The sequence below is a fragment of the Pantoea stewartii genome (assembly GCF_011044475.1).
In the GTDB taxonomy this organism is placed as follows: Bacteria; Pseudomonadota; Gammaproteobacteria; order Enterobacterales; family Enterobacteriaceae; genus Pantoea; species Pantoea stewartii.
Genome location: NZ_CP049115.1, coordinates 2,746,570 through 2,771,868 on the forward strand (window position 1 = coordinate 2,746,570; position 25,299 = coordinate 2,771,868).

General features: G+C 52.8%; 20 protein-coding genes. 5 read left to right on the forward strand and 15 right to left on the reverse strand.

Annotated elements, in window-relative coordinates; genetic code table 11:
• Positions 1–34 precede the first annotated feature (34 nt).
• The 11 genes from wzyE to trxA all read right to left on the reverse strand — a co-directional run bounded on the left by wzyE (position 35) and on the right by trxA (position 12,319).
• On the reverse strand, positions 35–1,378 hold the full coding sequence (wzyE, locus tag G5574_RS13135; RefSeq protein WP_164482730.1) for an ECA oligosaccharide polymerase: 1,344 nt from the start codon (positions 1,376–1,378) through the stop codon (positions 35–37).
• On the reverse strand, positions 1,375–2,442 hold the full coding sequence (locus tag G5574_RS13140) for a TDP-N-acetylfucosamine:lipid II N-acetylfucosaminyltransferase (protein WP_039339231.1): 1,068 nt from the start codon (positions 2,440–2,442) through the stop codon (positions 1,375–1,377). Before G5574_RS13140 ends, wzyE begins: the two co-directional genes overlap by 4 nt.
• Positions 2,439–3,689 (reverse strand): lipid III flippase WzxE, encoded by a 1,251-nt coding sequence (wzxE, locus tag G5574_RS13145; protein WP_164482731.1) that lies wholly within the window; start codon positions 3,687–3,689, stop codon positions 2,439–2,441. Before wzxE ends, G5574_RS13140 begins: the two co-directional genes overlap by 4 nt.
• Positions 3,689–4,819 carry a dTDP-4-amino-4,6-dideoxygalactose transaminase gene (gene rffA / locus G5574_RS13150; protein WP_164482732.1) on the reverse strand — a complete coding sequence of 377 codons (1,131 nt, stop codon included), beginning with the start codon at positions 4,817–4,819 and terminating at the stop codon, positions 3,689–3,691. The genes wzxE and rffA overlap by 1 nt, the downstream gene beginning before the upstream one ends.
• Entirely contained in the window at positions 4,806–5,513 is a 708-nt protein-coding gene (rffC, locus tag G5574_RS13155; protein ID WP_006121436.1) for a dTDP-4-amino-4,6-dideoxy-D-galactose acyltransferase, read from the reverse strand. Before rffC ends, rffA begins: the two co-directional genes overlap by 14 nt.
• Positions 5,514–5,548: 35 nt before the next feature.
• Positions 5,549–6,808, reverse strand: a complete 1,260-nt coding sequence (gene wecC / locus G5574_RS13160; protein ID WP_164482733.1) for a UDP-N-acetyl-D-mannosamine dehydrogenase — start codon at positions 6,806–6,808, stop codon at positions 5,549–5,551.
• The gene (wecB, locus tag G5574_RS13165) at positions 6,805–7,935 is read right to left on the reverse strand and encodes a non-hydrolyzing UDP-N-acetylglucosamine 2-epimerase (protein WP_033737347.1); all 1,131 of its coding nucleotides are present in this window, start codon (positions 7,933–7,935) and stop codon (positions 6,805–6,807) included. Before wecB ends, wecC begins: the two co-directional genes overlap by 4 nt.
• Positions 7,936–7,945: 10 nt before the next feature.
• On the reverse strand, positions 7,946–8,995 hold the full coding sequence (gene wzzE, locus G5574_RS13170) for an ECA polysaccharide chain length modulation protein (protein WP_164483235.1): 1,050 nt from the start codon (positions 8,993–8,995) through the stop codon (positions 7,946–7,948).
• 26 nt (positions 8,996–9,021) lie between these two features.
• Positions 9,022–10,107 carry a UDP-N-acetylglucosamine--undecaprenyl-phosphate N-acetylglucosaminephosphotransferase gene (gene wecA / locus G5574_RS13175; protein WP_033737346.1) on the reverse strand — a complete coding sequence of 362 codons (1,086 nt, stop codon included), beginning with the start codon at positions 10,105–10,107 and terminating at the stop codon, positions 9,022–9,024.
• 278 nt (positions 10,108–10,385) lie between these two features.
• Entirely contained in the window at positions 10,386–11,645 is a 1,260-nt protein-coding gene (gene rho, locus G5574_RS13180; RefSeq protein ID WP_006121431.1) for a transcription termination factor Rho, read from the reverse strand.
• A 341-nt stretch (positions 11,646–11,986) separates the two neighbouring features.
• A complete protein-coding gene (gene trxA / locus G5574_RS13185; RefSeq protein ID WP_006121430.1) occupies positions 11,987–12,319 on the reverse strand; it encodes a thioredoxin TrxA in 333 nt (110 codons plus the stop codon).
• A gap of 117 nt (positions 12,320–12,436) precedes the next feature.
• Here trxA and rhlB point away from each other — a divergent pair, with 117 nt between their 5' ends.
• Entirely contained in the window at positions 12,437–13,729 is a 1,293-nt protein-coding gene (rhlB, locus tag G5574_RS13190) for an ATP-dependent RNA helicase RhlB (protein WP_033737345.1), read from the forward strand.
• A 7-nt stretch (positions 13,730–13,736) separates the two neighbouring features.
• Positions 13,737–15,221 (forward strand): guanosine-5'-triphosphate,3'-diphosphate diphosphatase, encoded by a 1,485-nt coding sequence (gene gppA, locus G5574_RS13195; RefSeq protein WP_006121428.1) that lies wholly within the window; start codon positions 13,737–13,739, stop codon positions 15,219–15,221.
• 28 nt (positions 15,222–15,249) lie between these two features.
• Here the strand turns inward: gppA and rep are convergent, their stop codons facing one another.
• The gene (gene rep, locus G5574_RS13200; protein WP_164482734.1) at positions 15,250–17,271 is read right to left on the reverse strand and encodes a DNA helicase Rep; all 2,022 of its coding nucleotides are present in this window, start codon (positions 17,269–17,271) and stop codon (positions 15,250–15,252) included.
• A gap of 141 nt (positions 17,272–17,412) precedes the next feature.
• Here rep and ppiC point away from each other — a divergent pair, with 141 nt between their 5' ends.
• Complete coding sequence (gene ppiC / locus G5574_RS13205; RefSeq protein WP_006121426.1) at positions 17,413–17,694, forward strand: peptidylprolyl isomerase PpiC; 282 nt, start codon at positions 17,413–17,415, stop codon at positions 17,692–17,694.
• On the opposite strand, the gene G5574_RS13210 is transcribed toward ppiC, so the two are convergent.
• On the reverse strand, positions 17,695–19,755 hold the full coding sequence (locus G5574_RS13210) for an AsmA family protein (RefSeq protein WP_033737340.1): 2,061 nt from the start codon (positions 19,753–19,755) through the stop codon (positions 17,695–17,697). It abuts the gene before it with no gap.
• Between the two features lie 63 nt (positions 19,756–19,818).
• Positions 19,819–20,592 carry a cyclic-guanylate-specific phosphodiesterase gene (gene pdeH / locus G5574_RS13215; RefSeq protein WP_033737337.1) on the reverse strand — a complete coding sequence of 258 codons (774 nt, stop codon included), beginning with the start codon at positions 20,590–20,592 and terminating at the stop codon, positions 19,819–19,821.
• Positions 20,593–20,860: 268 nt separating this feature from the next.
• Here pdeH and kdgK point away from each other — a divergent pair, with 268 nt between their 5' ends.
• Positions 20,861–21,793 carry a 2-dehydro-3-deoxygluconokinase gene (gene kdgK, locus G5574_RS13220; protein ID WP_054634730.1) on the forward strand — a complete coding sequence of 311 codons (933 nt, stop codon included), beginning with the start codon at positions 20,861–20,863 and terminating at the stop codon, positions 21,791–21,793.
• Positions 21,794–22,692: 899 nt separating this feature from the next.
• Positions 22,693–23,565 carry an alpha/beta hydrolase gene (locus G5574_RS13225; protein WP_006121422.1) on the forward strand — a complete coding sequence of 291 codons (873 nt, stop codon included), beginning with the start codon at positions 22,693–22,695 and terminating at the stop codon, positions 23,563–23,565.
• 4 nt (positions 23,566–23,569) lie between these two features.
• Here the strand turns inward: G5574_RS13225 and G5574_RS13230 are convergent, their stop codons facing one another.
• Entirely contained in the window at positions 23,570–25,078 is a 1,509-nt protein-coding gene (locus G5574_RS13230; protein WP_033737328.1) for a M16 family metallopeptidase, read from the reverse strand.
• Between the last annotated feature and the right edge of the window lie 221 nt (positions 25,079–25,299).

A 25,299-nucleotide genomic window follows, 5' to 3' on the forward strand; every position in this document is an offset into this window, starting at 1 on the left:
TGTTTTTCCCTTTCATACCAGAGGTGCATCAGCGTCAGGATGGGCTATGCAGCGGACGTTCTCTACGGCTGCGAATCAGACCGACATGATTCAGTAATCCGTAAAGCAGTTTCGCCACCGCCAGGCAGGCCGCAAAAATAAGGCAAAAAAACACCACGCGGGAGCCAAATGCATCCAGCCCTTCACGCGCCAGTACAATCATGTTGAATACCGCACCAAAACAAAAACTTTGCAGAATGGCCCCCGTATAGTGATTCGACTCACTGCGTCCGCGCTTATACAAGCTATCAAAGCCTTTAATTATTAAGCCTACAGCCACAGCACCTGGCACTATCGCCCCAATACCGCCCATCACCAGCAGTGAACCGATCAAGGTAGGAGAGATCGCCAGACCTGAATGGTTATTAAGCACCTCCCATGTGAAATAGTTGGCACTGTTCAGGACGGTCAGAGGACGATCGGGCCACAGCCATGACGGGATAAATACATAGAAATCACGCCACATGGGCGCTAAACCCTGAAAATCGATTTTATGGTAATTTTCGAGCAGCAACGCCAGATTTTCCCAGGGCGAAAAAGTGTCCCGGGTCAGATAAAGAAAGGTATAAAACGCTTCTGCGCCCATTACGTCCAGGTTATAGCGTCGCAGCGCCAGCCAGAACATACCGGCAATGGCCATCACGCCAGCGACGGCCAGCATCCATAAGGTTATCCAGCCACGCGTAATTCCGATAAACAGAAACAGCGCAAAAGCGATGATGATATTGGCACGCGTCCCGCCAACCAGCGCATAGGTCAGCAAGCCAAAACTGACGGTGACAATCAGAAAGAGCAGCCAGTTACGGCGTGTAGGATGTAAAAAATACGGGATCAACATCGCCGGAATAAAGAAATAGAAAAAGCGCTTCAGAGCGACACCGGAAACCTCACTGGAAAAGATCTGGTTGTAGGCTGTGAGGCGAAATAATAAAAAGCCGTTATGGATGAAAAAAACCGTCACGGTCGCGATGGCGACCAGCGCCAGCAGGCCACAGGTCAAATGCGTCTCCACACGGTTCATCTGTAGCCAGGGCCGGGCAGGTGATGTCGCCATCGGCCTGAGACGGACCTTGTAACTGACAAAGTAAATGACATAAAACGCTGTGGCAGACAGCATCGCCTGCAGTAAAAAATCGGCCGGCACCACCTGAGTGTCAAAACGAAACACCAGAATGCTGGTAAGCGGAAACCCAAAATAAAAGGTCAGCAGAAACAGCAAGGTAAAAAACAGGTGAAAGTTAAATCGTTCCTGTTTCATCTCGCGTACATTCAGCGTGACGATGATCATGAGTGACAGCACGTAGACTAACAGCAGACCACTAAACGCCAGTAGACTCATGAAGGCTCTCCTTCGCAAAGGCGCAACGCCGCCTGCCAACCCACGAGATAGCCCGGCGCCAGAAACGCAACGTGCTGCTTGTCGCATCCCATGAGCTGTCGGCGCGCTTCTGCAACGATAGCAGGCGTCAGCGCATCATCGCTGAACAGGACCGGAAGCTGTTGCGCGGTGACATCACGCCAGAAAGGATTTTTACGCGTCAGCACGAAGGGGATATTGGCTTGAATCAACAAACACAACGTGCCTACGCCCTGCTGCCGCTCGAACATAAAATAGCCTAAATGGCAGCGCGCCAACAATGCCAGATAATCATCGAAGGCCAAATTTTCACGCAGTAACGTTACCTGCCCCTGAGGAAAAAGTCTGTCAGCGGCATTCTGAATCCGGGCAATATACTCATCGTTATTGGGCGGATAGCCAAGCGGCACCGCAATACGCACATTCTGGCCAAACTGCGCCCGAATCGCTTCCAGCCCTTCTGTATGACGATTACTGGCATCGCCTGAATTCCCCAGCAGCACCGTCAGGATGTCATCCGGGCGGGGCGTTATCGCCGCGGTGGGTAAACGGGTTGGGAAGTAAAGTAAGGTGCGCGGTACCGAAGGATGGCGTTGCTGATAATGATACAGATCGCCTTCAGTCGCGAAGACACGCGCAATCCGCCCCTGCGCAATACGACGCAGAAAATAAAACAGGCGGAATTTGAGGCTGCGCGAGTCTTCATATAAATCGGCGCCCCAGACGTGCCAGTACACCTGAGACCGGTGCAGCCTGCCACTCAGTAACGCCAGCCACAGCCAGGGATTAAACTGTCCATGGCAAAAGAAACGCTGCTCGCGCTGTTTAGCCCGGCGTAAAAGTGCTTCAGAGAGCGCTTTCTTGCTGCTAAACGTTTCAATGCGCAATGCATCAAAGCCACTAAGGCTTTCCGGCTGCCTGGTGACCACCATAAAGTGACGCGCCACAGGCGCAGGCAGTTCGGTGCTCATCACGTCATTAAAAAAACGCAACACCGTGAGATTGTGATGGGGAATATCCGATCCCAAAACGTGAATCAAAGTCATTTTCTTCGGCAGTAGAGAATAAAGGCGCCACAGCAGAGCGCGAAATAGGTAATGTACGTGAACATATAGGCTTGCGCTGCGCCACTGGCACCGTGTAACGGAATCAGCCAACGGGAAAACAGGGTCAGTAACGCAAACTGACTGATTTCCGTCAGCACATAAAAACGTAACGATCCTTTCGCGATGACCAGATAGCCAAAAACATAAGCCCCCACTTTAAAAACATCCCCACACAACTGCCAGACGAACAGATCCCGCATATCATGGAATGCGGCAGAAAACAGCAGGTGGATAGCGATATCCCGCATTATCCACACGATCAGGCTGGCCGCCGCGACAGCCGGCAACACAAAGCGCAATGCCCGTCCGATCTCTCGTGCAATCTCTGTTTTGTTTTCTAACCTGGCCAGCGTGGGCAGCAGCCAGACGCTAAAAGTTGCGGTAATAAACTGCAGGTAAGCATCGGAAATACTGGTCACGCCCTGCCATAAACCGACCTGAGCCCAGCCGTTGTGAGCGGCAAGTTGGTTTCGCATCATGACCCAGGCAACCGGAAGCGTGACGGCGGTGATCAGTGCCATCAGCGTATACTTTGCCAGCTGACGCGCCATCTCAGGCTGCCACTGCGGACGTAGCCAGCTTAAGGGCAGCGGCACACGATACCTGAATATCACCAGGGCAGGAATAACCAGTAATGCCGGCACCATCGCTAAGCCGGTTAATGCGCCCGCGTACCCTCCCAGCCCCCAGCACAGCATATAACCGGCTACGCCAGTCACGCTGCCTGTCATCAGCGCCAACGCATTACCCTGTGCATCCCGGTAGCCTTTAATTAAAGCCAGAATGAGATTGGCCCAGGCAATGCCGAACTGCAAAAAAGCAACGATACGGATAACGTTTTGATAGCGATCGTGCCCAAACAAGGCGGTACTGACAGGGGCTGCAGCAAGCAAAAAAACCAGCGCCAGCAGTGTTGAAAAGCCTGTCACCATCGCCGAGGCCGTTCCAACCAGCGCGCGCAACGGCTGCGGTTGCTGGCGATATTGCGCGACAAAGGTTGTGACGCCGTTGAAAATCCCGGCCCCCGCCAGAACGCCCAGCACCGTGATCAACTGTCGAAAATTACCCGCCTGACCAACGCCTTCCGGACCGTAACTGATCGCCAGCAGCTTGACCACCAGCAGGCCCACGGCAATTTTGACCAGAGTTGAAGAGGCCGTCCATACAGAGGCTTTGGCTAATGACATCAGGAAAAGAAGCTCAGCAGTGAGCTGATAACCGTGCTCTGGTTATTATCTGACAGGTTAAAAAACAGCGGTAGCCGCAATAAGCGCTCACTTTCGGCCGTGGTGAAGCGGTCATCGCCCGCAAAACGGGAAAACTGCAGGCCAGCAGGTGAAGTGTGCAGCGGAATATAATGGAAAACGGCCAGGATTTCGGCCTCTTTAAGCCAGTTAATCAACGCCTGACGATGTTCCTGATCGCGCAGTTTAATATAGAACATGTGCGCGTTGTGCTGGCAGTCGGCCGGAACCGTGGGCAAGGTAATGTGGCCGCTTTCTGCCAGCGGTTTTAGCGCATTATAGTAGCGCTGCCATAACCGCAACCGCTGCTGGTTAATACGCTCGGAGGCTTCCAGTTGCGCCCAAAGATAAGCCGCCTGTAGATCCGCCATCAGATAACTGGATCCCATATCGCGCCAGGTATATTTATCTACCTGACCACGAAAAAACTGGCTGCGGTTGGTGCCTTTTTCACGGATGATTTCCGCACGCTCAACCAGGCTGGCATCATTGATCAACGTTGCACCGCCTTCTCCGCCCGCCGTGTAGTTTTTGGTTTCGTGAAAACTAAAGCAGCCGATATGACCGATAGTGCCTAAGGCCCGCCCTTTATAACGTGACATCACGCCCTGCGCAGCATCTTCAATGACAAACAGCTTGTACTGGGCCGCCAGCGCCATGATCGTGTCCATCTCACAGGCAACGCCGGCATAATGTACCGGTACGATAGCACGCGTTTTATCCGTGATGGCGGCTTCGATCAGCGTTTCATCCATATTCATCGTGTCAGGGCGCACATCCACAAACACGATTTTTGCGCCCCGGAGTACAAAGGCATTCGCAGTGGACACAAAGGTGTAACTCGGCATGATGACCTCATCGCCGGGTTGAATATCGATCAGCAATGCCGCCATTTCCAGTGATGCGGTACAGGAAGGCGTCAGTAACGCTTTTGCACTGCCGAAACGCTGTTCCATCCACTGCTGGCAACGGCGCGTAAAACCACCATCGCCACAGAGCTTGCCGCTGCTCATGGCCGACTGCATATAGTCGATTTCGCTGCCCACAACCGGGGGCGCATTAAAGGGAATCATGACCTCTCCTGTAAAACCAGTACGCCGTGCTTTCCAGTCGTGCACCACTGCGTAAATAAAGACGCATCGCCGTGAGATTGCTGATTTGTGTTGCGACGCGCAGCCGATCGAGCTGGCGTACACGTCCCCAGTCAGCTGCCGCCAGCATCAGGCGCTGACCAATACTTTGCCCCTGCGCCGCAGGCACAACAGCCAGTAAGCCAATGCGGGCATCGCCATCTACCTCACGCAAAGACACGAATCCCTGCAGCGCACCGCTGTCATCGCAGGCCACCAGACACTGATGATCAAAGGTGCCAAGTACCGCATTTTCAATCCACTGCGCGTAAAAACGTCCGCTCTCTTCTGGCGCAAACCACGGCGAACGAAACCGACTCTGGCGGAAGGCCTGAGAAGCCGCCTCACGCAGTGCGGGGATCTGGCCTTGACGGGCAATACGAACTCCCGTTTGCCGCTCGGTTCGTTTAATCGTGAGGGACAACTCCGCCTCGCCCTCCACCAACTGGAACTGATGTTGATTCAGGGCGTCAATAGTGGCGGTCTGATCAGCGGGCACTTTAATTTGAAACAACGCACAAGGATGCTGAAGCGCGCTTTCCAGCGGCAATGTTCCACCCGTTTCCAGTCTGACAGACTGGATGCCGAAAAACTGGCTCTCCCAGTCGAGGGGATTGACCTTAACGTGAACGGACATGTGTTCCTCAGAGCTTTGTTAATCAGCGTCTGTTTTCAGCGCCAGACACCTTTCGTATCAACGACCCATTGCTGGGTCACGTGCGCCGCATCAATGGCGCGGAACGCCTGATGATCGACCAGCATCACCAGAATATCGGCCTGTTGCAGCGCCTGCTCTGTTGACACCAGCGTGGCCTGCGTTTCCAGACGTTCGGGAATCTGCTCAATATGCGGTTCAGTCACCCAGGTACGGCCCTGATGCCAGTCTGCAATCAAATGGGCGACTTCCATCGCCGGGCTTTCACGCAGGTCATCAATATTTGGCTTAAACGCCAGGCCAAAACAGGCAATCGTCAGATCGCTGGCGCGCTTATCGGTTTGCGTCAGACACTCTGCCAGTGCTTTTTTTACCTGCTCCAGTACCCAGTGTGGCTTGGCATCATTCACTTCGCGGGCGGTACGGATCAGTCGCGCTAAGTCAGGGTTCTGCGCCACGATAAACCAGGGGTCGACGGCAATGCAGTGTCCGCCTACGCCGGGACCGGGTTGCAAAATATTCACACGAGGATGACGGTTTGCCAGCGCAATAAGCTCCCAGACATTAATCTGCTGCTCAGCACAGATCAGGGACAGCTCATTGGCAAACGCAATGTTTACGTCCCGGAAGCTGTTTTCGGTCAGCTTGCACATTTCGGCGGTACGGGCATGAGTTTCCACGCACTCGCCCTGGAGAAAAATACGATATAACGCGCTGGCACGGGCAGAACAGGCTGGCGTCATGCCGCCAATAACACGATCGTTTTTAATCAGCTCAACCATGATCTGGCCGGGCAAAACACGCTCAGGGCAGTAGGCAATAAAAACGTCCGGTTCATCGCCCTGCTGGGGGAAACGTAAATCAGGCCGCTCGGCAGCCAGCCACTCCGCCATCTGCTCGGTACTGCCTACCGGAGACGTCGACTCCAGAATCACCAGATCGCCTTTTTTCAAAACCGGTGCGATGGATATTGCGGCCGCCTGCACAAAACGTAAGTCGGGCTGGCGATCGGCCTGGAAAGGCGTAGGGACGGCAATCAAAAAGGCGTCCGCCGCTTCCGGTTGCGTGGTGGCACGTAAATCGCCACGCGCAACGGCTGCCTGCACCACCTGTTCCAGATCGGGTTCGACGATATGAATGGCACCGCGGTTGATGGTGTCAACAGCCCGGGCATTGATATCAACGCCCACCACTTTTTTTCCCTTTGAGGCAAAAACGGCTGCGGTAGGCAGCCCAATGTAACCCAGTCCAATGACGGAAATGGTTTCAAAACTCATAAGTTGGCTCTGTTATCTTTTAAGGCTTGTAAGATTCGCCCGCAGGCATTGCCATCCCCATAGGGATTATGGGCGCGGCTCATGGTCTGCCAGGCCTCGTCGTCATTCAGTAATGCGCTGACTTCGGCAACAATCTTCGCCGTATCCGTTCCCACCAGCTTTACTGTTCCCGCGTCAACCGCCTCTGGCCGTTCCGTGGTTTCACGCATCACCAAAACGGGTTTACCCAGTGAAGGCGCTTCTTCCTGAATTCCGCCAGAATCGGTGAGAATGAGCCAGGCACGATTCATGAGCCAGACAAACGGCAGATACTCCTGCGGCTCAATCAGTACTATGTTCTTGATGTCGCGCAGAATGCGGTTAACGGGCTCATGGACATTCGGGTTGAGATGCACAGGATAAACGATCTGCGCCTCAGGGTGCTGACGCGCAATTTCGGCTAAAGCGCTACAAATACGCTCAAACCCCCCGCCAAAACTTTCCCGCCGATGGCCCGTTACCAGTACCAGCTTTTTGTTTTCATCCAGAAACGGATAACGTGCAGCCAGTTGCGCATTAATGGCGTTATCATCCAGTACCCGATCGCGCACCCACAGCAGGGCATCAATCACCGTATTGCCGGTAATCACAATGCTGTCATCGGGCAGATTTTCATCCAGCAGGTTCTGTCGGGAACGGGAGGTTGGCGTAAAATGCAGCCGTGCCAGATGGCCTGTCAGTTTACGATTGCCCTCTTCAGGCCACGGCGATGCCAGATCGCCTGTCCTTAAACCCGCTTCAACATGGCCGACAGGTATTTGTTGATAGAACGCAGCCAGACTGGCCGCCAGCGTGGTTGTGGTGTCACCGTGAACCAGAACAATGTCGGGTTTGAAATCGAGAAGGACGGTGTGCATGCCTTGCAGGATACGGCAGGTTATTTCCGTTAATCCTTGTTCAGGCCGCATAATATTGAGGTCGTAGTCAGGCTGAAGCTGAAATAAGCTCAGCACCTGATCGAGCATTTCACGGTGCTGTGCGGTTACACACAGCCGTGATTCAAAAGCCGGATCCTGTGCCAGGGCCTGAACGAGTGGTGCCATCTTAATGGCTTCAGGTCGGGTGCCAAAAACTGTCAGAACTTTCACACTGTTTCTCTCAATCTTGTGTATCTGACATGGGTCGCCGACGATGTGCCAGTGCCACACCGGCGCCAACCAGTGCCCCTACCGCGCCCCACATCACCATCATAAATACCCGGCGTGGGCTGTCACGTGACACCGGCTCTTCCGGTGTACGTAAATAACGGTAGGTCTGAAATTTATTGGTTAACGCAGGTCCTGCATCCAGTGTCGTCAGCATCGCTTTATTTTGATCGTAGCTTATATCAAAGCTCGGTCCCGTCGCACGCAGGGTGTCGAGTTGCCCCTGCAATAGCGGCTGACCGATTAAAAACAGGTCGCTGTCAGCAAGACTCTCACTGACTTCATTCGTCTGTTTTTCAGTAATTCCTTTTTGGCTGGCCACCTTCAGCGCCTGTTCCAGACGATGAATGCGACGCTGGAAGACGGCATTCGCCACAGCTTCCTGACGCCTGACCTGTGCCTGAAGTTGCGCATCTCGTGCCTGCCACGCACCTTTTAGCTCCGCGTTGAGATGACGTGCTGCGCGCTCACTGGCATAGGCAATGTACTGACGCAACAGGTTGTTGGCATCGCTCGCCGTTTCCGCTTTCAGTTTGACGCTGTCGAACGTGTTACGCGCGGTATCCGCTGGCGTAAACTGGATGTTATCAATCAGCTCATCTAACAGGACCGCATCATTGTGCGCATTGCCGCTTTTCCGGCTTTTGTAATAGTCGGTTTGCAGCCAGAACTCGCGACGAGTATCCCAGGAGGAAAGCTGCACCAGAAACTCCTGATAAACCTCATCCATCGCGTTGGGAGACGCGCTGGTTAACGTCACGGCGTCATTGCGTACATCCAGGTTATTGAGAAACTGCTGCTGTGAATAGTACGAGCCCAGCATAATCACCGTTGGACGCCCTGTAATCGCCGTTGTGCTCCATACCTGTTTCATCAGCAGCGTCGCCAGCCAGGCTGCCACTGCAAACAGCACTGCGCAACCGACTATCCAGTGCTTTCCGCGCCACAAGCGGCAGCACAGGCCGCGAATATCCAGTTCGTTCTCCACAACGTTTGCAGGCATCACAGCGTCATCCTTTTTAAGACTCATCAGGGTTCATTTTTCCTGGCATTTCTAAAATTATTCAGGCGGCGTTTAAAGCGTCTGATTTTTCTTGCCACGCGCCATGCGTGCTTCAAACAATAGCCGTAACCCATGAAGGCAATCAGAAACAGAATTAACATCACCCATTCAGGTATAAAGGCGAGGTATTCTCCCAGTACGCCAATACCTGCAAGAAGTGCCGCAGCGGAAGTAATCAGGACGAAAGCCTGACGGGAAGTAAAACCGGCCCGCATAATTAAATGGTGAATATGCTGACGATCGGCAGAAAAGGGGCTCATTCCCTTGCTTAAACGACGATACATGATGGCTACCATATCCATTAAAGGAATGGCGATTAGCCACAATGCCGTAACAGGTGTAATAGGATGACTCAGGCCCTGAGTCGTTTCGAGCAAAATCCATATGATGGTGAAACCAATCATAGTGCTGCCCGCATCCCCCATAAAGACTTTGTAGCGCCGGCCCAGAAAACCGAGATTAAGAAAAACATAGGGTAATGTGGCGGCGATCATCGCGAAGCACCACATTGCGAGGCTGTGTTGGCCATCAAGGTAGAGAATAATTCCCATTGCCGCAAAGGTCACAATGGAAAGCCCCCCTAAAAGGCCATCGATGCCATCGACCATATTGAAAGCATTAATTGCTGCCCAGACAGCAAAAAGAGTGAGGACGTAACCAAACGGCCCGACAATCAATTCAACCGGGCCTATGATAAATCCGAGGCTCAGCAAATAGAGCTTGCCAAAAAACATCATCACTACAGCCACAATACCTTGTACTGTCGCGCGAATTTTTACGCTGATGTCGAACCTGTCATCCAGCGCCCCGACAAATACCAGTACGCCCGCGCAGGCCAGGTAAAGCATGGCGTGCGGCAGGTAATAATTAGTAATGTAAAAGGCAAAACAGATACCTGCATAAACGGATATGCCCCCCACCAGCGGTACTACTCCCTGGTGGCGCTTACGCATATTGGGCTTGTCAACCAGTCCAATTTTCTCGGCTGCTTTACGAGCAAGGAAAAGAAACGCCAGGGAAAAGACAAAAACTAAACCAAGCTCAGTACTCATAGTGAGTAAATTCACGTTAAACGCTCTCAGCTATCATCCTGGATACACACAATACGCGAAAGAAGGCGCATATTACCGTCCCAGATTCCGAATTCGGCATTAAGCGGTGTACGAACGGTCAACCGTCCACCACTTTCACCGTCATTATTATTACGTCTGCCAGACCACAATCCTATAGCCCGTAAATGAAAAACGCCACGTCAGAACGTGGCGTCAGAGCTATTTTACGATCTTTTAAAGTAAAAAACGCCATCCTGCTCAGATGGCGCTTAAAAGGATCAAGAGCGCTTCATCATGTCGAAGAATTCATCGTTGGTTTTGGTCATGGCCAACTTGTTAATCAGGAACTCCATCGCGTCGATTTCGCCCATTGGGTGAATAATTTTACGCAGGATCCACATTTTCTGCAGTTCTTCCTGAGAGGTTAACAGCTCTTCTTTACGTGTACCGGAACGGTTGTAATCAATGGCCGGGAAGACGCGTTTTTCCGCAATCTTACGTGAGAGATGAAGCTCCATGTTACCGGTGCCTTTAAACTCTTCGTAAATCACTTCGTCCATTTTCGAACCGGTATCCACCAGCGCAGTCGCGATAATGGTCAGGCTACCGCCCTCTTCCACGTTACGCGCCGCACCAAAGAAACGCTTAGGACGATGCAGGGCGTTAGCATCCACACCACCTGTCAGCACTTTACCGGAGGCCGGCACCACGGTGTTATAGGCACGTGCCAGACGCGTAATGGAGTCGAGAAGAATGATGACGTCTTTTTTATGCTCAACCAGGCGCTTAGCCTTTTCGATCACCATCTCTGCAACCTGAACGTGACGCGAAGCCGGCTCATCGAAGGTTGAGGCAATCACTTCGCCTTTGACCAGGCGTTGCATCTCTGTCACTTCTTCCGGACGCTCATCGATCAGCAACACCATCAGCACGCAGTCAGGATGGTTATAGGCAATGCTCTGTGCGATGTTCTGCAGCAGCATGGTTTTACCGGCTTTTGGCGGAGCAACAATCAGGCCACGCTGACCGCGGCCAATGGGCGACGCCAGGTCCAGTACGCGCGCCGTTAAGTCTTCGGTTGATCCATTACCGCGCTCCATACGCAGACGGCTGTTAGCGTGCAGCGGCGTAAGGTTTTCAAACAGAATTTTGTTGCGCGAGTTTTCAGGCTTGTCGTAGTTGACTTCATTAACTTTCAGCAGCGCAAAATAGCGTTCACCTTCTTTTGGTGGGCGAATTTTGCCGGCGATGGTGTCACCAGTGCGGAGGTTAAAGCGGCGAATTTGGCTGGGAGAAACGTAGATGTCATCAGGACCGGCGAGGTAGGAGCTGTCTCCAGAGCGGAGGAATCCAAATCCATCCTGCAATATCTCCAGCACACCATCACCGAAGATGTCCTCGCCGCTTTTCGCGTGCTGCTTCAGTATTGAGAAAATAATGTCCTGCTTGCGCATACGAGCCTGGTTTTCCAGCCCCATATTCTCGCCGAGGGTAATCAGCTCAGAAACCGGCGTATTTTTTAATTCGGTAAGATTCATAGTGATGGGTTCTTAAACTCGGGGTAATACTCGAAATGTTTGTCGTGAATGGTATGGCAGTTAATCCATGCCTGTTCTGTTAATGACTTTTCAACTCTTCTCAACGATCGTTGTCTTGAATGATGACTGGAAGCGAGGAGTCGGTCGATTTAAGTCAGAGTAGAGCTAGTCGTTAGATTGCTAAACCGCTGGTAGGTACAGTGCGACAGGGTTTAACAAGGGAAAACTTTGAATGCTAACTACAAGGTATGATCATAGTGCAGTGAAAATAAGTTAGCACGCTTAAAAGCGAACGTCCAGCAGGAGGAAAAAATTTAACCACTGCCGAACGTTCAGCCCGCTTACGCCAGGTTGGCGTTCAGGAACTCTTTTAATTGACCTTTGGACAATGCGCCCACTTTCGTTGCAGCGACTTCACCGTTTTTAAACAGCAGCAGCGTCGGGATGCCACGAATGCCGTATTTCGGTGCGGTACCTGGGTTATCGTCAATATTCAGCTTAGCGATGGTCAGCTTGCCATCATACTCTTCTGCAACTTCATCAAGGATTGGGGCGATCATTTTACAAGGACCACACCATTCAGCCCAGAAATCTACCAGTATAACGCCGTCGGCTTTCAGCACGTCGGTGTCGAAACTGTCATCGGTCAGATGAACGATTTTATCGCTGCTCATGTTTTACTCCACAAGATTATGCCTGGCGAATTGGCGTAATATAAACCAATGTTGGTTGACTTTATTTCATCGGATACGCTTTCGTAAAGCGATAGTAAGCTGATATTCTACCACACTATGAGCAAAACACACTTAACTGAACAGAAGTTTTCCGACTTCGCCCTGCACCCACAGGTAGTGGAAGCCCTTGATAAAAAAGGGTTTCATAACTGCACGCCTATTCAGGCGTTAGCACTGCCATTTACGCTTTCAGGGCGTGATGTCGCAGGTCAGGCGCAAACCGGTACCGGCAAAACGATGGCGTTTTTAACGTCAACGTTTCATCATCTTCTTTCTCACCCTGCACCAGAGGGACGCCAGGTTAACCAACCACGCGCGTTAATTCTGGCACCTACGCGTGAACTTGCCGTGCAAATTCATGCGGATGCAGAACCGCTGGCGGCATCGACCGGCCTGAAACTAGGCCTGGCTTACGGTGGCGACGGCTATGACAAGCAGTTAAAAGTTCTGGAAAACGGTGTCGATATTCTGGTCGGCACCACGGGTCGCTTAATTGATTATGCGAAGCAGAATCACGTCAACCTCAGCGCCATACAGGTCATGGTGCTGGACGAAGCCGATCGTATGTTCGATCTCGGCTTTATTAAAGATATTCGCTGGTTGTTCCGCCGCATGCCACCCGCAACTCAACGCCTGAGCATGCTGTTTTCCGCCACGCTCTCGTATCGCGTGCGTGAACTGGCCTTTGAGCACATGAACAGCGCCGAATACGTTGAAGTCGAGCCGGAACAAAAAACGGGCCACCGCATTAAAGAAGAGCTTTTCTATCCTTCCAACGAAGAGAAAATGCGTTTGCTGCAAACGCTGGTGGAAGAAGAATGGCCCGATCGCGCGATTATTTTCGCCAATACGAAACATCGCTGTGAAGATATCTGGGGCCATCTGGCTGCGGACGGTCACCGTGTAGGCTTGCTGACCGGCGATGTGGCTCAGAAGAAGCGTTTACGCATTCTGGATGACTTTACCAAAGGTGACATCGATATCCTGGTGGCGACCGATGTTGCGGCACGTGGCCTGCATATTCCCGCAGTGACACATGTCTTTAACTACGATCTGCCTGATGACCGCGAGGACTACGTTCATCGCATTGGCCGTACAGGACGCGCAGGGGCAAGCGGCCACTCAATCAGCCTGGCATGCGAAGAGTACGCGTTAAATCTGCCGGGTATTGAAGAGTACATTGGTCACAGTATTCCGGTGAGCAAATACAACAGCGATGCGCTGTTAAGTGAACTCCCACCGCCGAAACGTCTGACGCGTAATCGTACAGGCAACGGTCAGCGTCGTGGCGGAAATAACGCCAGTCGTCGCGGTGCTCCACGTCATAACAACCGTAAACGTTCGGGTTAAGTTCACCATGCTAAGCGCATCGACACTCTATGCTGCGATTGATTTAGGATCTAACAGCTTCCACATGCTGGTAGTCAGCGAAGTGTCTGGCAGTATTCAGACTATCGCCAAAATCAAACGCAAGGTGCGCCTGGCTGCTGGCCTGGACAGCGCCAATCATTTGTCAGCTGAAGCGATGGCGCGGGGCTGGCAATGTTTGCGGCTTTTCTCGGAACAACTTCAGGATATTCCGCCTGACCAGATTCGGGTGGTGGCGACGGCTACGCTGCGTATTGCAGCAAATGCACAGGTCTTTCTGGATAAGGCTCAACAGATTCTGGGCTGCGCCGTCAATGTGATTAGCGGTGAAGAAGAAGCCCGTCTGATTTATCAAGGCGTGGCGCACACCACCGGCGGCTCCGATCAACGTCTGGTTGTCGATATCGGCGGCGGCAGTACCGAGTTAGCCACCGGTGACGGCTCCCATGCCAGCGTGCTGTTTAGTTTGCAGATGGGCTGTGTCACCTGGCTGGAACGCTTCTTTGGCGATCGTCACCTGGCGCAGGAAAATTTTGACCAGGCAGAACAGGCCGCCAAAGCCATGCTGCAGCCCATTTCGGCAGAACTGCGCAAACAGAGCTGGCAGGTTTGCGTCGGTGCATCCGGCACCGTGCAGGCGTTACAGGAAATCATGGTGGCACAGGGCATGGATGAGCGCATCACCCTGAGCAAACTCCAGCAGTTAAAGCAGCGCGCTATTCAATGTGGCAAGCTGGAAGAGCTTGAAATCGAAGGACTGACGCTGGAACGTGCGCTTGTGTTCCCCAGTGGGCTCTCAATCCTGATCGCCATTTTTCAGGAACTCAATATCGACAGCATGACGCTGGCCGGTGGTGCACTGCGCGAAGGGCTGGTGTACGGAATGCTGCACTTACCTGTTGATCGTGATATTCGCAGCCGTACGCTGCAAAATGTTCAGCGCAGGTTCAACATCGATGTGTGCCAGGCCGATCGGGTACGTCAGCTGGCTGAAAGTTTTTTTCGCCAGGTCAGCGTGGTCTGGAAACTGGATCAGCGCTGTCGGGAATTACTGCTGAGCGCCTGTGCTATCCATGAAATCGGGCTGAGCGTCGATTTCCGTCAGGCACCTCAGCATGCTGCCTACCTGGTTCGCCATCTTGATCTGCCGGGTTTTACGCCCGCGCAAAAAAAGCTGATCGCCTGCTTACTGCAAAACCAAAGCGGCAGCATCGATCTTGCGTTACTGACCCAACAAAATGCCGTACCGCCGCGTCTGGCAGAGCGCCTGTGTCGCCTGCTGCGCCTGTCGATTATCTTTTCCAGTCGCCGTCGCGATGACACCCTGCCTGCCGTACGTATGCAGGCCGATGATGAAGCGCTGAATGTCACATTGCCGGCGGGCTGGCTGGATGTACATCCGCTTCGGGCGGAACTGCTTGAACAGGAAAGTCATTACCAGTCCTATGTACACTGGCAGTTATCGCTGACCTGAGTACTTGCGGTTACGCCCGATCGGCGCATTAACCCTTTTTCGCCTTTTCCAGCATCGCCCGTAATCCGGCCACCCGACTCTGGCCGGTTTTCATTCGCTCTTCAGCACTGACCACCTTACGCTCGGTTTCCCACACCACATCATCCTGCGGCAGCTCCAGCAAAAAGCGGCTGGGCTCGGGGCGAACCAGTTCACCGTACTGACGGCGCTCACGGCATAAGGTAAACGTCAGCTCTTTCTGCGCACGGGTGATACCGACATAGGCCAGACGGCGCTCTTCTTCAACGTTATTTTCATCAATACTGCTCTGATGCGGGAGCAATCCTTCTTCCATGCCAACCAGGAAAACATAGGGGAATTCCAGCCCTTTAGACGCATGCAACGTCATCAGCTGCACCTGGTCTGACTCGTCGTCACTTTCGCCGCGCTCCATCATGTCGCGCAACGTAAACCGCGTGACGACCTGGGCCAGCGTCATCGGCTCATCCAGATCGCTCCCTTCCAGCATTTCCGTCATCCATTGAAACAGCGTATTGACGTTTTTCATGCGCATTTCAGCGGCTTTAGGGCTACCGGAGGTTTCAAACAGCCAGCTTTCATAATCGATGCCGCGAATCAAATCACGGACAGCGTTCACGGGTTCCCGCTCACTGAGCTGGATAATCTCATTGAGCCAGTGAGTGAAGCGCTGCAGATGCTCAAGACCGCGGCCGGTCAGGGTCTGCCCCAGTCCCACATCGAAGCTGGCGTTAAAAAGACTTTTACTGCGGATAGTGGCCCATTCACCCAGTTTTTGCAGCGTCGCCGGGCCAATTTCACGCCGGGGAGTATTCACAATCCGTAAAAAGGCGCTGTCATCGTCGGGGTTAGTGAGTACGCGTAAATACGCTAACAGATCTTTTATTTCTGGCCGTGAGAAAAAGGAGGTGCCACCTGAAATCCGGTAAGGGATACGGTTCTGCATCAAGAATTTTTCGAATACCCGGGACTGGTGATTCCCCCGGTACAGAATGGCGTAATCTTTATACTGCGTTTTATTGATAAAGTGATGAGCAATCAGTTCACCCGTTACCCGCTCGGCTTCGTGTTCTTCACTGTTTGCGCTCAGCACTTTCAGTTCACTACCGATATCCAGTTCAGAAAACAGGCGCTTCTCGAACACATGCGGATTGTTGGCAATCAGGATATTGGCAGCTTTAAGGATACGCTGTGAAGATCGGTAATTCTGCTCAAGCTTCACCACTTCCAGCGTCGGGAAATCCTCATTCAGCAGGACCAGATTTTGCGGCCGCGCTCCGCGCCAGGAATAGATCGACTGATCGTCATCGCCAACGACAGTAAAACGCGCTCTGGCACCCACCAGCAATTTAACCAGTTCGTACTGGCTGGTATTGGTATCCTGATATTCATCGACCAGCAGATAGCGAATACGTTGCTGCCAGCACTCGCGCACTTCCTGATTACGCTGTAGCAGAAGGGTCGGCAACAAGATCAGGTCGTCAAAATCCAGCACATTACAGGCTTTAAGGTGCTGATCATACAGGGCATAGCAGTGCGCGAAAACGTTATCGCGCTCCGAACGGGCTAATGCCGCCGCCTTGGGCGGATCAACCAAATCATTTTTCCAGTTGGAAAGGGTGGAAATCAACTGCTGCAGTAAGGTCTTGTCCTCTTCCAGCCACTGGCTGGTCAGGTCTTTAAGCAGGGCCAGTTGATCCTGGTCGTCGAACAGGGAAAAGTTAGACTTCATTCCCAGCGCCGCATATTCGCGCTTAATAATCTCCAGTCCCAGGGTATGGAATGTCGAGATCATCAGGCCGCGCGCCTCCTTACGCCCCAGCGTTTGCGCGACGCGCTCTTTCATTTCACGTGAGGCTTTATTCGTGAACGTCACGGCCGCAATGTGGCGCGCCTGGTAACCGCACTCCCGAATCAGATGTGCGATCTTATTGGTGATAACGCGGGTTTTACCCGAGCCAGCCCCCGCCAGCACCAGACAGGGACCGGTGACAAATTCGACGGCACGTTGTTGGCTGGAGTTTAAACGCATAGGGAATCGCTCTGTTGGAATAAGATACCCGCTTCGCCTCACACGCGTGCCAACGGCATGAACGCGGTGCCGTTAACGTCTCTGCGATTTGAAAAGACGGGTTTATAATGGAGGGCAATTATACACAACAGAGACACCATCATGGCGAAAACTGCCGCGGCTTTACATATTCTGGTGAAACAGGAGGCAGAGGCGAAAGTCTTGCTGGAGAAGCTGAAAAAAGGGGAGAATTTCCAGCAGCTTGCTAAAAAACACTCCATCTGCCCTTCAGGCCGAAACGGCGGCGATCTGGGTGAATTCCGGCGGGGAAAGATGGTAGCTGCATTTGATAAAGCGGCCTTCACCTGCCCACTGTTACAACCCTTTGGGCCGGTGAAAACCGCGTTTGGTTATCACATCATCAAAGTGCTCTATCGCAACTGATTATTTTTTGCTTTTCATCTGCTGCAATACCCGGCTGCACTGATTTTCATCATTATCGCTGGGGGAAATCAGTGCCAGTAAGGCCGCCGCCGGTGCTACCACGGCACCCAAGGCAACGGCTGCCGCACCACGCGCCAGTAGTGGCCCGGTCTTCACACCGGCATCCGGATTTTTAAACGTACCACGGACGTACAGCGGTGAGCGCAGGGTCACGATACGAATGCCTTTACTCTCTGGATTCACAGACAGGTCCAGACGTTCAGTGGCGAAATTCGCATTTCCCGTCACGTTGATGACCGCATTTTCCGTATCGAACACAAACAGGTTTGGCGTGGCCAGACCGTTTTGCAATTTCAGATCCGTTGCCGCACAGTTGATGCGCACCTCATCATCACCGAACAGCTTACCAACCAGATAGTTACCGACATTTAATCCGGCAATCTCCATCAGGTTGCGGCTAATCAGTCCGTCGTTCATTAGCAGCTTGAGTTGGCCGTTACTGGTTGCGAGCAGGTCAGCCACAGAATTGCCCGTGCCCGTCAAGCTGGCATCACCGTTAAGCTGTCCCAGACTGTTTTGCATTGCCTGTACATTGGGAAACAACTGGCGCAGGCGAAGTTTACGCGCATGAATATCCGCGCGGCCTCGCATGGGAGAGCGATCGCCTTCTAAACGAATAGTGCTGTTCAGGTTGCCCCCGGCCATGCCAAAACGCAGCGGATCGAGCAGTAGATTACCGTTATCAAGCTGCAAATGCGTGTAAAGATCGCTTAACGGCAAGGAATTACTGTGTTCGATACGTTTACCACTGAACTTCACGTCAGCATCCATCACCGACCAGTTTTTCGTATCGAATTGATCATGAGGCAAAACACGATCGGCAGGCTGTGTCGATTTTTCGCCGCGCTTTGCCTTAGCCTGTTGCGTTTTCTCACTGCCTTTGCCGGAGTCAACGCCAATAAGCGGCCCCAAATCTGCCATACGCAATTGGTCAGAGCGCAGTTCCCCTATCAGTTTAGGGCGAGGTTTGCCCTGGCTGTAGGTCAGGGAGCCATGAATATCGCTATCGCCAATGTGCCCATTGAATGCCTGATAGCGGAAAACAGACCCGTCTTTACCAGTGAATTTAGCAATAAGGCGACCATCTGTTTCATAGGGCGGCGTATCCGGTAATAACACGCCCGTCAGGCCATACAGATTCGCCAGCGTGTCGCCAGAAAAACGCAAACGCACATCCAGTCCGCCCAGATTTAACGGATCCTGCACACCGCCAGAAAGCTGTACCCGTGTAGTACCGTTACGGACATCCGCCTGCACCGGGAACGGTGTCGTCTGGCTTCGCAGTGATAACATGCCGCCGAGCTTACCCTGGCCCGTGAGTTTTTCATTGTTATAGCGCCCTTCGGCCTGCCAGCCGAAAACAAAGTCGCCCGCCCCTTTTTGGCTGTCGTCTCCACCCGCGATTTGCGCGAAAGGCACAGGTTTGCCAAGCGAATTGAGTTTTACAGTGACATCAGCCTTGTTAACCGCATCGCGATAAAGCAGGGTTCCCTGATCGAACAGAATATTGTCCAGCCGAAATGACCAGGCGGAAGGCGGCGCATTGTCGTCTTTGCTGTCACTCTCAGCGAGCGTAAACGTCCAGTTGTTTTTCTTGTCGGCGGTTTGAATCAACCGGGCATCCGGCTGCTGTAGCTTTATCCAGGGGATAAAGACTTGTTTGTGCAGCAGTGCCAGCGGCGCAAGCGTTGCGTCGACGCGCTGGAGATGAATCATAGTGACATCGGGAATATCAGGCGGATTGCCCAGCATGATGTCTTCGGCATGCAGATGCGGCCAGGGGATAAAACTGCGCCATCCCGGTTCGTCGCGTTGTCGTTGCCACGCGATACCCAAATCACCACGAATGGCAAAAGGTCGGTTCAGTTCTGCTGAGACTTTTTTGTTGATGGTCGGCTTCAGGCGATTCCAGTCGAATGTGGCAATGACAATGACCACGACGACGATCACCAGGACTAAAATTCCCGCTATCCAACTGACTATTTTTCCAGCGCGTGACATTAGGCATCCTCCCTGCTCTTTCACGGTCTCCGTTAAAGATAGTCGAGAGCGAGCCGGAAGGGATCAATCAAGCTGGACAGGCAGGTACGCCAGTTCCGAAAAAGGGGCGGGGCGTGAGAAAAAATATCCCTGCGCCGCAATGGCCGGAGAGGCTTTTACCTGCTCCCATTCATCCTGCGTTTCCACGCCTTCAACAATAACGCCGTTACAGTAGCGGTTAATCAGCGACAACAGCATAGGAAAGAGTGTTCGCCCTTCCCCCGATGCACACAACAAAATAAACAATTCGCGCGACAACTTGATGTAGTCGTATTTCAGCTCCGTCAGGGCAGAAAAATTTGCCATCCCTGAGCCGAAATCATCCAGCCAGAGCGGCCCCAACTCCGGCATTTGCGCCACCATCTCTTCCTGAGGCAAAACGTGGTGCTCGGTCAGTTCAAAGCGCACCCAGGGCAATCGGGTGATAAGGCTGCGAATCGGCAGATGGTGTTGTATTAATGACAGAGAGGGGCCGTCAATATTGACTGATGCCATGACCTCATTATCGGCAAAGAAAGCTTCCCACTGGCTGAGCAACGTTAACTGCTCCTGCACAACGTCAAGGCGCTCTGCTATCTCCAGCTCAGCAAAATACGCTTCCGGAGAGAGTTTTTTTTCAGGTTCAGACGGATGCATGACCGCCGTCAGCAACTCAATCGCCAACAGCCGCCCAGAGACTTTGTAGATAGGCTGAAAGGTATACTGGCGTTGACACTGTCGCCAGAAGAGGCGCTTTTTCTGCTGGGGAGTGATGTCAACTGAAGAAGGTAGCCATTGACTAATATTCTCCATAACCATGGTCTTTTCCTGGTTGATAGTAAGCGCCTTCATTTGGGCGGCTTAGCGGCAATTATCGTTTGTATTTCGATACATAGTGAAAATCTGGCCACATAGGAGCCACGAGTCTACGCGAGTTTTGACACGACAATCGCCGAAACAGGGCGCGTTATCGGGTTAATTATCATGTTTTAGCGCCCTAAATTAAATTAAAACACTGTTTTAAAAAGTTGACGACAGGCCTTACAAACGCGAGACTGAAGCGAACTTTTACTACAGGCCTGAAACCATGACGCAGATAAAGATCGCTATTATTGGTGAGTGCATGATTGAGTTGTCCGAGAAGGGTGAGAACCTCAAACGCGGCTTTGGCGGTGACACGCTGAATACTGCGGTTTATCTGGCCCGGCAGGTCAGTCAACAGGATGTACGGGTTGATTATGTCACCGCACTGGGCATTGATCCCTTTAGCGCAGAGATGATGACTCGCTGGCAGGCGGAAAACGTCAATACTGCACTGATCCAGCGCCTTGAAAACAAAATGCCGGGTTTGTACATGATCCAAACCGACGATCAGGGCGAACGCTCCTTTTGGTACTGGCGCAGTGATGCGGCAGCCCGTTACTGGCTTGATGGCCCGGGTGCCGACGACATTTGCCAACAGCTTAAACATTACGACTATCTTTATCTGAGCGGAATCAGCCTGGCTATCCTGCCTGACGACAGTCGCGCCCGGCTCATGCAACTGCTCGCAGACTGTAGGGCAAACGGGGGGAAAGTGATATTTGATAATAATTACCGCCCGCGCTTGTGGAAAGATAAGGTCACTACTCGCCAGGCTTACCAGACAATGCTCGAAAACACGGATATGGCGTTCCTGACGCTGGATGACGAGCACTTGTTATGGGGCGAACAGTCTGTTGAGGACGTCATTGCCCGCGCACGTGATGCGGGCGTAAAGGAAGTCGTCATCAAACGCGGGGCGGAATCGTGCCTGATTGCGTTTGAAGACCAGCCATTGGCCGAGGTGCCTTCCGTCGCGCTGCCAAAAGAAAAGATTGTCGATACCACGGCCGCCGGGGATTCATTCAGTGCGGGCTACCTGGCCAGGCGACTTGTCGGCGCGACGACAGAAGAAGCGGCACGGCGCGGTCATCTCACCGCCAGCACAGTGATTCAGTACCGCGGTGCGATCATTCCGCGTTCGGCAATGCCGGAATGATTGCCAGTCGCTCATCACAGGGACACCGGTACAGGCAGCATGTCTGTGCCTGAAGGAAAACGGGGGTGGATACGAAGCGCATTAATCTGGTCTGTCTGGTATACGCGACAGGGAAAAAGCGTCAGGCTTTTACAAAGCGAGTGGGTGTAAGACGCAGATTATTGAGCCAAATCCCCCCATCCTGTTTTTCAAAAACCGCGGTACGAAGCCCAGACGTTATCCGCAGGCAAAGGATATTCAACGATACGGTACCGCCTGCGTTCGCTGAAGAGAGCTTCGATGGCATGGCTTTTGCCATCAACGCAAAGGCGCAGAATGACGTCGATGCGCTAACAGCGTTGGCAGAAAACCGTGGGACACCGTAGTAAAGCCGCCAAAACTGTTCACGAAGGTAACTCAAGGGGACAGTTCCGTGATCCGGAGGGCTGTTACTGAAACGCCACCTGAACGCCTTCTGGAGAGTTGACGGTCAGGATACACTGACGATTAATAAGCCCCCATGAAGCGGGACGATATATTGAGCCGCAATGGCATCGTACCGTCCGGCATCCAGACATTATGTTTCCTGAAACATCACAGGGGAATAAATTCCTGCTATTTCCGTCAGGGCAACATGAAAAACCGCTCATTTAGCTTAAGTCAGCTCAGCCGTTTTAACGCCGTCGCCTATGGTCCTCATCTGTTAACAGTTTCTAATCTTAATGCGTTTTTATTCCTTTTAAATTATCAAGTTAGCCAGGTAGCTTCAACGCCAGGCATAGTCCGAATCTCATGTATAAACCGCTTTTAGGTTGGACGATTACATTAAAACAGGCCATCTTTTAAACAGCGACAGCAGGATGCTGTTCTCACGGCCGCGAACAAAACAACGACAACATCTCTCGCATCAGGACACTGCTATGAATACAGAAATTATTAATATCTGGCCAAATGGTGATGCGCCAGGCGCCAGCGATTCTCGTGCTCAGCCCCAGATTGTAGATACCGCAAAAGAGTATGAACCCTACGACCGCGTAGCAACCGGTGTACGCTGCCCGGAAATGGCTATCTGGCATCCTGTTGAATCCAATGGCATCACCTTGCTGGTTGCGCCAGGGGGCGGCTACCAGCGCATCATGATTGATCGTGAAGGCAGTGCGCTGGCAACGTTCTTTACTTCGATGGGTTATACCCTGGCGGTAATGACTTATCGCCTGCCCTATGATGGACATCACGAAGGACCAGATGCACCGCTGGCCGACGCACAGCGCGCCGTGCGCGTACTACGTGAACGGGCACAGCGCGGGCTAAACGGAAAATATATTGTGATGATGGGCTTTTCTGCTGGCGGCCACGTCACCGCGAGCCTGGGTACGCGTTTCGGCGAAAAACTTTATCCCGTTCAGGACAGTGCAGAAAACCTGTCGCCTCGGCCGGATGCAATGGTTCTGGTTTATCCGGTCATCAGTATGCGCGATGGTCTGGCCCATGAAGGATCACGCACACGCTTATTAGGTGCCTGGCCCGATCAAAAAACTATTGATGCTTATTCACTCGAGACCCGGGTTCACAGTCAGGTGCCGCCTACGTTGCTGATTCATGCCGCCGATGATGATGACGTGCCAGTGAATAACAGCATGGTATTTTTTAGCGCGTTACGGGAACATAACGTCCCCGTGGAAGTGCATTTTTATCAGAAAGGCGGGCACGGCTTCGGCATTCGTGGTGTAGCGGATTTGCCCCTTGCCAGCTGGCCGATGCTGGTGACCGAATGGCTCAGGGCAAAAACCTGATCAATCAGGAGGCCGGTGGGGCAGCGTCACCTGCGGGGCTGCTCTCCGGCTGGCTGACGTCAGTGCCGCCTGACTGCGCTGCCGACGGAGCAGGTTCCCCCATCAGTTTGTCCCAGTCAGCTTTAAGGCTTTTCACATTGGTTTCTGTTTCGCCTTCCGGCTGAATCAGCACCATCATGAGTTCCTGACTGAGCTGCTGCCGTAATTCCTGATTCATCTGATCACGTGTCAGACCTGCCAGGAAATCCTGCCGCAACTTTTGATACTGTTCCGGCGCGATATCCACCACAGAATTACGTTGCGAGCGCAGGCGCTGACTGATCAGCACGTCCGTATCAGTGCGGGCATAGGTGGTAAACAGCTTATTCAGTTCCAGCAGCTTCTGAGCCATCAGCGCGTCAAACTCTTCCTGAGGCAAACCGTTATCGCGTACGGCGGCCAGCTCACGTGCCACCAGATTCATATTCTGTTCCAGGCTGTCGTTGCGCGTGTCCATATTAATGGAACACTGGGCGCGTTGATAAAGCACCCGGCAATCAAAGCCAACCTGAACGCCCTGCGCTTTGCTGTTGCTCAACGCACGTTGAACGTGCCAGAACAGCGCCTCACGCGCCAGGTCGCCCCGCCAGTAACGCTGGAGGTTTTGTGAATCACGGATAGGCTGCCAGGGTGTATCCCACACCAGAGAAAGACGGTCCTGCGCGCCGCTGCCGCTTACCAGATTCACTGGATCATGCGGTAACGGAGACAAGGTCGGCACCGGCGCAGCCGAACTGCGCTTGCCTTCCAGCGAGGAGAACGCTTTATTGATCTGCTCAGAAAAACTACGGCTGTCGACATTGCCGACCACATACAGAGTGATGGCATCCGGCGTGTACCACTGCTGATAAAAGCTTTTTAGCTGTGCGATATCCACCGGCGCGCGCGGTTTCTCTGCCGGATCGTGCGCTAATAGCGCGGACCCTTTCAGTCTGTAGCGCCACCAGACATCCTGCGTATCCGTTGGCCAGGTTTTAACCGGATCGGAAGCAGATAACGCGGTGTCTACCACCTGATTAGTGATCGCCATATCGCCAGCCGTCGCGGCCAGCCAGTTCAGGGCTTCCTTTAACAGGTCTGGACGGTTATTGGGTAAGCTTAAGTTATATTGCGTGTAATCATACGATGTGATGACGGGCGGTAACGGGCGCTGTGGATCGATGCCCTGCTGCCATAAAGCACGCTGCTGATTTGTATCCAGTGCGGTGTTATGAACCAGCGCCAGACGTGACAAAAGGTGGCTAAAACCGGTTTGCTGCGCACTTTCTACCAGTGAGCCTGTGTTAACCACCATACGCAATTCAATGCGGTCGCTTGGCCGTTGCGGTGTTGCCAACAGTTGCCAGCTAAATCCGTTGTCCAGTTTTCCCTGTTGCCAGGCTGGATCAGGTTGCAGCGTTTCAGCGGATGCACCGTAACTGGTCGCTGCCAGCACTAGTCCACCAACCAAAAGCCGAATTCTGGTGCCCTGCATGTGAACCCCTACTCAAACAATTCAAAAAATCGTTATCACTGGCACGTTTAGCCGCGTTTATAAGCGAACCGGTCATTGCCGATTCGCGCTGCCGATCATTAACAACAGGTTTGACCACAGGAAGACCGGGATGTCACGCAACGAAGTGAAAAACGTTGAAAAAAAACAAGTGGGGTTATTATCCAAATGCCCGCTGTCAGGGCAAGTGACAGCGGACATTT